Here is an 8,172-nt window from a genome sequence, read left to right as displayed (position 1 = left end):
CTTGGTTTCCTTTGAGTAAATTGTGGCGATTATACAAAAAGTATATTAATAAAAGACTGAATAGTGTTATAATTCGCCCCAAAAACATAACCAAAAAGATAACGAAAAAAATGATAAAAAAAATCCAAACTATCAGGAATGGTTACAACCCTCTACTTTTTGATTTCGCCTGCGGAGTTATAACCGCACTCCTTTTTAGCTCTTTTATCTATTTAGAGCATTTTGGTATAACTCTAAAAATCATTAACACTCTCTTTGGACTCTTAGCACTTGCTCTGCTTTTATATATTCCAAAAAGGGCCGTTTTAGTAGCAGGTTTTTTTATAGGTCTTCTTTGGTTTTACTGGATAGGATATAGCTTTAAATATAATGACGTAGGCTATATGACACCTATTATCACTCTCCTTTTTGCACTTATTTACATGCTTTTTTTTGGTATTTTAGCTCTTACTAAGAGTGTAGCTATAAGAGCTTTAGTGCTCTTTGGTTTAAGTTTCGCAAAGCCATTTGATTTTAACTGGCTTCAGATAGAGTTACTCTTTGTAGATAGCTACTTTGGAGTTTATAAGTATCAGCTTTTTCTTATACTTCTTGCTCTTAGTCTTTCTTTTTATATAAAAAAATCCTCTTATAAATATGCTCCGCTTCTGCTTCTATTGCTTAGCATAAACATCAATCCTGCCATCCAAAGAGAGGCTCCGCTAAAGATAAAACTAGTAGCAACCGACATACCTCAAGAGAAGAAGTGGCAAAAAGAGAGCCTTTTGCCAACAATCAAGCTTGTATTTCATGAGATACACGAAGCAAAAAATAGCGGATACGATTTGATTCTCTTTCCTGAATCCGTTTTTCCGCTGTTTATGAACAAAGCGCCGCAAATAATACAAGAGCTGCAAAATCTCTCTCAAGATATCACTATTGTTGCCGGTTCACTTCTTAGTGAAGGGGAGTTAAACTATAATGTAACATACAAGTTTGACAAGGGAACTTTTGAGATAGCAAAAAAGTTGGTTTTAGTACCGTTTGGGGAGTATATTCCGCTTCCAAAATTCGCACAAGATTTTATAAATGAGATTTTTTTCAGTGGCGCATCAGACTTTAAAACGGCAACCAAGCCGACTGACTTTACAATAAAGGGAGTAAAGTTTAGAAATGCCATCTGCTACGAAGCTACCTGTGAGGAGATTTATGAGGGAGAGGTCTCATATGTTCTAGCCCTTAGCAACAATGCGTGGTTTGCCCCATCTATTGAGCCGACTCTGCAAAAGCTTCTTATGAAATATTACGCACGAAAAAACGGTGCTACAATCTATCACAGTGCAAACTACAAGGGAACTGGAATTATAAAGTAACCTTTATTTGGTATAATTCGACCTTATTTTAAAAAATCTATTTTATAGGGATTTATAATGATAAATCTAAAAAATCCAAGTCTATACAACAATCGTGAAATTTCATGGCTTCAATTTAACACAAGAGTTTTAAAACAGGCACAAGATGAGTCACTTCCGCTTTTAGAACGCCTTAAATTTCTGGCAATATATGGAACAAATTTAGATGAATTTTACATGATTAGAGTTGCAGGACTTAAAAAACTTTTTGCTGCTGGCATCATAGTTTCAAGCGCCGACAAACTAACCCCGCTTGAGCAACTTCGCGAGATAAGAAAGTACCTTCATCAAGAGCAGCAAGTAGTTGAGCACTGCATGAACGGGATTTTAAAAAAACTTGAACCCGAGGGCATAAGCATAAAGCTTTACAAAGATGTAAATCAGCACCAAAGACATTATCTAAACAGATATTTCAACGAAAACATCTACCCTGTAATCATACCTATAGCTGTGGATGCAACCCACCCTTTCCCGCATCTAAACAACCTTAGCTTCGGGCTTATAGTAAAACTTCAAGATAGCGATAATACAGCAATCGAGAGATTTGGAATCATCCGAGTACCTAGAGTTTTAGAGAGATTTATTGAGCTTGAACATGACATCTATGTTCCTATAGAGAGTTTAGTTGCCGAACATGTAGAGGACCTTTTCCCGGGATATACCCTCATAAAATTTGCATCTTTTAGAGTTACTAGAAATGCTGATATAGAAATTGAAGAGGAGGAGGCTGATGACTTCCTGGAGATACTTGAAGAGGGACTAAAACTTCGCCGAAAAGGTGCTATGGTAAGACTTGAGATAGGAAGTGACGGGGATGAGGAAATTGTAAACTTTTTTAACCGCCATACAAACGTATATAAAGATGATATCTATAAATTTCATACTTTTTTAAACCTCTCAAGTCTTTGGCAGATAGTTTCAAACAAACATTTTGCCCATCTTTTAACAGAGTCGTTTAAACCAAAAACGCTTCCCCCGCTTGATAACAATGAAAATATATTTACTACTTTGGAGAAGCAGGATATTTTACTATACCACCCGTATGAGAGTTTTGACCCCATCGTAAAACTGATTCAAACAGCGGCAAAAGACCCTGATGTCGTATCTATAAAGATGACTCTTTACCGCTCAGGAACAGACTCCCCAATTGTTAAAGCACTTATGAGTGCAAGCGAATCCGGCAAGCAGGTAACCGTTATGGTCGAACTTAAAGCGAGATTTGATGAAGAGAATAATCTTATCTGGGCAAAAGCGCTTGAAAAAGCAGGCGCTCATGTTATATATGGCATCAAAGGCTTTAAAGTTCATGCAAAAGCAACGCTGATAACAAGAAGAAAAAACGCTAAACTTAAGCAGTACGCTCATCTAGGAACAGGAAATTATAATCCCTCTACCTCAAAAATATATACCGACATGAGCTATCTGACAAGTAAAGATGATATAACAAACGATATGACTAGATTTTTTCATTTCTTAACAGGATTTAGCAAAAAGGGCAAACTTAATGAGCTGTATATGTCGCCCTCACAAATAAAGCCAAAGGTGCTCTCACTTATTCAAAATGAGACAAGAAAGGGTGCAAACGGAGAGATTATTGCAAAACTAAACTCTCTTGTTGATGAAGATGTTATCAGAGCTCTTTACAAAGCAAGTCAAGCAGGCGTAAAGATAAATCTTATTGTTCGCGGTATCTGCTGCTTAAAAACGGGGATAGAAGGGGTAAGTGAAAACATCAGAGTTATCTCTATACTTGGAAAATATCTCGAACACTCACGAACATTTTACTTTAAAAACGATGAGACGGGTGTTTATATCTCTAGTGCCGACTGGATGCCAAGAAACCTTATGAGACGCATAGAACTCTTAACGGCGATTAAAGACAAAACAGCAAAAGAGAAAGTTATTCAGATACTAAGACTTCAATGCGCGGACAATACTTTAGCACATGAGCTTCAAAGTGACGGCTCCTATAAAAAGATAAAAAATGATGGGCTACCAAGCATCAACAACCACACTCTTTTAGAGGATTATGCAAATAAAATAACAAAAGCCTCCGTAAAAGAGAGCGCTCACTTAGTTAAAGAACTTATGACAAATATATTTACGCAGGAGCCTTAAGCCATGCTATACGACTTTAAACAGATGAGTCCAAAAATCGGAAAAAACAGCTGGATTGCACCATCTGCCGATGTTATCGGGGATGTTACATGCGGAGAGGATTGCTCTATCTGGTTTGGGAGCGTTGTAAGAGGAGATGTTCACCGCATCACAATAGGAGACAGAGTAAGTATTCAAGATTTGAGCATGGTTCATGTAACGCACTATAAAAAAGATGACAAAAGTGATGGAAATCCGACAATAATAGGCAGTGACGTTACAATTGGACACCGTGTTATGCTTCATGGCTGCACTATAGAAGATGCTTGTCTTATAGGAATGAGCGCCACTATACTTGATGGTGCTGTTATAGGCAAAGAGTCAATTGTTGGAGCCGGGGCGCTTGTTACAAAAAACAAAATCTTTCCCCCACGCTCACTTATTATGGGAAGCCCTGCAAAAGTAATCAGAGAGTTGTGCGAGGAGGAGATTAAAGAACTTTACGCTTCTGCATCACGCTATGTAGAGTTTAAATCTCACTACCAAAACTAGATGCCAGAATATTTTATATTTGCAGATATCATCGGTATTACTGCTTTTACAATAAGCGGTTTTTTAATCGCTATAAAAAATAACTTAGACATACTAGGCATACTTATAGCATCAACACTTACCGCTCTTGGCGGCGGTATCATCAGAGATGCCATACTCAGCTCTGCGCCTTTGGCTTTTACCTCTTTGCATCCAGCTCTTACACTTATTACGACTATTTTTTTGGCATACATCTTTAAACTTTATAAAGAGAGTTCCCTTGAGAGAAAATGGATGTTTGTCGTAAGCGACACTATTGGACTTGTAGCCTTTAGTATAACCGGCGCTCTTTTGGCGATAAATGCGCAGTTTAATTTCTTTGGCATAATTATTTTGAGTTTTATTACGGCAGTCGGCGGAGGGGTTAGCAGAGATATTATGATAAATCAGGTTCCAACAGTTCTTATCAGCGATTTTTACGGCTCTATCGCAGTGATTGTCGCATTGCTGCTAGGAACGCTTAACTTTTTTAATGCAATTAATGAAATTAGCATCATGATAGTTGCTCTTCTTAGCATAACACTAAGGCTTGTGGCGTTTAAAAGAGGCTGGCATCTGCCGAGGCTTAACTCATAAAAGCTCTGTTAAAGATTTTTTAAAAGTTCCTCTTTTGTAAAATTTCCAAATAGCGGCTTTTGCAAAAACGACTCATCTTTACTTGAGATAAAAAAGAGGCTCGGAAAAGATTGTGTATAAAAAAGTTCTATAGGGTAGCTGTTTTCATTTTCGAAAAAGACGACGACCGCTATATATTTTTTATTTACCTCTTTTTGCACCGTTTTATCGTTAAAGAGGGTAACAAATATATTTTTACATACTGCACACTCTTTTTTTAACACCAACAGCATTATCTCTTTTTTCTCTTTTTTTGCTTTAAACAGTGCCTTATCAAAATCGTTTTGCCACCGTATATTATCTGAAAGAAGTGCTGACACACTCAAGAGCAGAACAAAAAAAATCTTCATTAAAACTCTCTTTGCATACTCACAAGCTCAACTACATTTGGATCTAAAAGGGTAGGAAACACCTTTTTTACAGCATCTGTTACCCATTGTGGATAGATTCTGAAGTTGAGTTTTGCACTAATTTGCAGCGGGTAGACACTATTTTTATCTAGTACAAACCTCTCGACTCTTCTCTCCCCCGCAGGAATTCTTGTATCACTTAGAAGTATTTTATATTTCCAAAAAAGAAGTCCGACCGGGTTACCCTCTTCATCGCCAAAAACTTTTTGAAAAAATCTGCTTCCCTCTTCTACGTTGCCGTTTTCTTTGAGTTTTCCACTTGAGAGAACAGTGTTGCCGTCTTTGTCTTTGACACTTACCTCCAGCCACATCTCCCTAAAATCAGCCACCCCTGTCGGTAAATGATGCCCTGCGCCGATATTTTTAACACCTACTTCCAAAACTCCATCTTTTATATCGATATCAAGTTTTGCAGATGTTCTAAGAAGCTGCAGTGCCTGCTCCTCATGCTCTTTATCTCTAAGTCCTGCCAAAAAGTGGTTTGAGCCTGCAAAGTAGTGAACTTTCACATCCTCTTTAACTACTCCTCCATCCGTCGAAGTACCTTTTAGGGGTGCGAATTTCCCCTCTTCTAGGTACGTCATGTGACAATCTATACAACTCTTATGCTTTGTTTTATCCTTTGGATTGTTATATGGCGATTTGTTCCACTCCTCAAATGTAGAGACAATTTTTATGCCATTTTGAGGATGAAACTCATCATGACAGGAGGCACAATATCTACTCTCTTTATAAAGCTCTTTGGAGTAACTTTTTTTATGAGCATCAGGATTTGAGTTAATCAGTTTTTCACTAAAGTAGCGCCCCATATCCGAGTCGCTATCTTCAAATGCGTATTTTTGTCTCTCAAGGGAGAGCTTATAGGAGGCATTTCCCTTACTCTTTGCCTCTGTTATTTGATGACAGGTGATGCATGAAACACCCTCCTCAACCCTAAAGTTGCCATGTTCTTTAAAATCATCCTGAAGTGTTTTTGCATTTTTTTCAAACATCTCGGCGCTAACAATATTGTTATCCATGGCATGTGTTGTTTTAGGATGCCCCAAAGAGAGGGCACTTGGATTGTGACAGCTCATGCACCATTTACGAAACTCCTGCCCCTCAACCTCTCCTGCTAATGTCTCTAGTACCATATAGTAAGGGTTTGAACCTACCATGTGCTTATGGTTAGAGTTGCTCCACTGCTCAAATATTTCACTGTGGCAGGATTTGCATTTCGTAGAGTTAGTCCAATCCTCACTATGATATTTTCCTGTTTTTGTCTCTATCTCAAGAAGTGAGAGATCTGTTATTTTGCTATAAGAGAGTGCCGGATATGCCGTTATAAATAGAAAAAGAGCCATCAACGGCTGCATACTTTGCTTCTTTAATGCAAAAATATGCCATAAAAAAAGAGCCAACAAAACAAATGAGCCAAACAGATGAAGATTAAAAGAGAGTATTCCCAAACTATCTCCTCCTGTATTGCCCACTAAAAAGAGGTATAAACCGCTAAAAGTAACAAGGACAAATGCACCAAAAAGCAGCCAGCCGCCAACGCTGTTTATCTTTTTGACAAAGTAGTATCTGCGTATATGTTTATAAATAAAGGAGTCCATAAAAAAGAGCATTATCAAAAGAGAACTTACTATATGCAGCGGCTGAATGATTTTAAAACTCTCCCATGAGATACCAAAAAGTTTAATCTGTAGCGCACCTGAGAAAAACATTATAAGCACCAAAACTTTTACAAAAAATCTTCTCATTTGTCATCCCCTATTTTATACTCTACAATATCGCCCTCAAGCGTTCTAAAAAAAGCAACTATCTCATCAATCTGCTCAAGCGTAAGATGCCGCCCTATCTGATGCCTTGCCATAACATCTACTGCTTCTCGAATTTTTGCAACAGCCCCGTTATGAAAGTAAGGAGATGTTTTTGTCACATTTCTAAGTATCGGAACTCTAAAGAGGTGTTCGTTGTTTTTTCCTAGATAACCGCCTTGATTTTTAAAAGGAAATTCCCTATCAAATCGTTTAAGTTGTGGAAGTAGCTCAAAGTTTGGCTTAACGTCATAGAGTTGTGCAAACTCTCTAAGCGGAAATCTCTGAATGCTCTGTCCGCCAAAAGCAATATCGCTATGACATCCTTTGCATCCAAAACTTATGAAATTTGCCAGCCCCTTCTTTGCTTCTTCACTTATCGCGCTGTTATCTCCTTCCAAAAATCTATCATAAGAACCTCTTGTTACAAGCGTTTTTACATAAACTTCTATCGCCTTTGCTGTATTTTCAAATGAAATGCCCTCAGAAAAAGCTTTCGCAAACAGCTGCATATATTTAGGACTCTCTTTTAATCTTTGCTCAAGCTCTTGTGGCGCGATATTTAACTTGTGCGGGGCTTGAAGCGAAGCCGCACTCTGCTCTTTTATGCTGCTTACCTCGCCGCTCCATGTAAAGTGCTTGGCAAATGCCGTATTTAAAATAGTTTGTGTATTTAAAAGGTATGGATGTTTTGCTCCCGCATCACCTTGCGAGAAGGTAAATCTATCAACCCCGCTTTGGTCTTGTAGATGGCAAGCCGCACAATCAGTAATTTTTGTATCTTCTTGTGTAAGCATCTTCAGCATTGCACCTCTGTTTTTAAGGTCTTTATCAAAAGAGTGGCACGTTGCACAGCTTGTTGTTTTTGTTTTTGAGATATTTGTATCAAAAAACAGCTCCTTGCCCAGTGCAATTTTTTCATGCGTCATAGGGTTAGATGCATCATCTACTAACTCTAAGAGCTTCTCAAAGGAGGCAGGAACAGGCTTTAAACCTTTACTCAGAGCCATCTCTCTTAATCTCTCGTTGCTATAGTTTGGAATCTTTTTATTTGGCGTCAAAAATGCAATAGTAACAACAGTGCATAGAACCGTCATAGCAATGATAATCGAATATAGAAGCAACTTTTTCATCTACTCTCCAAACATCTATCTTTTTCTAAAAATAAGCTAATATTCAAAACAGTGCCGCGCTTTGAAGTAAGCACACTAATGTTCGTTTTGGCATCAGTGATTAAAAGCATTTTTAATATAATAGACTCCCTTT

Annotated in this window: 7 protein-coding genes; 4 read left to right on the top strand and 3 right to left on the bottom strand. The window is 37.9% G+C overall.

Annotation, left to right across the window (positions count from 1 at the left end):
* The first annotated feature begins 110 nt into the window (after positions 1-110).
* From M0Q17_RS01260 to M0Q17_RS01245, 4 genes are read left to right on the top strand one after another with little or no spacing between them, the layout of a single operon-like run.
* Positions 111-1,352 (top strand): apolipoprotein N-acyltransferase, encoded by a 1,242-nt coding sequence (locus M0Q17_RS01260; protein WP_295082495.1) that lies wholly within the window; start codon positions 111-113, stop codon positions 1,350-1,352.
* Between the two features lie 57 nt (positions 1,353-1,409).
* Positions 1,410-3,509, top strand: a complete 2,100-nt coding sequence (locus tag M0Q17_RS01255; protein ID WP_295082493.1) for an RNA degradosome polyphosphate kinase — start codon at positions 1,410-1,412, stop codon at positions 3,507-3,509.
* 3 nt (positions 3,510-3,512) lie between these two features.
* The gene (locus M0Q17_RS01250) at positions 3,513-4,040 is read left to right on the top strand and encodes a gamma carbonic anhydrase family protein (RefSeq protein ID WP_295082491.1); all 528 of its coding nucleotides are present in this window, start codon (positions 3,513-3,515) and stop codon (positions 4,038-4,040) included.
* Complete coding sequence (locus tag M0Q17_RS01245) at positions 4,041-4,655, top strand: TRIC cation channel family protein (protein WP_295082488.1); 615 nt, start codon at positions 4,041-4,043, stop codon at positions 4,653-4,655.
* A gap of 8 nt (positions 4,656-4,663) precedes the next feature.
* On the opposite strand, the gene M0Q17_RS01240 is transcribed toward M0Q17_RS01245, so the two are convergent.
* The 3 genes from M0Q17_RS01240 to M0Q17_RS01230 are packed head-to-tail and all read right to left on the bottom strand — an operon-like array spanning position 4,664 to position 8,039.
* The gene (locus M0Q17_RS01240) at positions 4,664-5,044 is read right to left on the bottom strand and encodes a thioredoxin family protein (protein ID WP_295082486.1); all 381 of its coding nucleotides are present in this window, start codon (positions 5,042-5,044) and stop codon (positions 4,664-4,666) included.
* Positions 5,044-6,849, bottom strand: coding sequence for a multiheme c-type cytochrome (locus tag M0Q17_RS01235; protein ID WP_295082483.1), 1,806 nt, complete (start codon positions 6,847-6,849; stop codon positions 5,044-5,046). Before M0Q17_RS01235 ends, M0Q17_RS01240 begins: the two co-directional genes overlap by 1 nt.
* Entirely contained in the window at positions 6,846-8,039 is a 1,194-nt protein-coding gene (locus M0Q17_RS01230; protein WP_295082480.1) for a cytochrome c peroxidase, read from the bottom strand. The genes M0Q17_RS01235 and M0Q17_RS01230 overlap by 4 nt, the downstream gene beginning before the upstream one ends.
* Positions 8,040-8,172: the final 133 nt, after the last annotated feature.

This window comes from Sulfurimonas sp., from assembly GCF_023229105.1.
Taxonomy (GTDB): Bacteria; Campylobacterota; Campylobacteria; order Campylobacterales; family Sulfurimonadaceae; genus Sulfurimonas.
The sequence above is the reverse complement of the archived record's forward strand: the minus strand, read 5'-3'. Positions and strand labels throughout refer to the sequence as shown.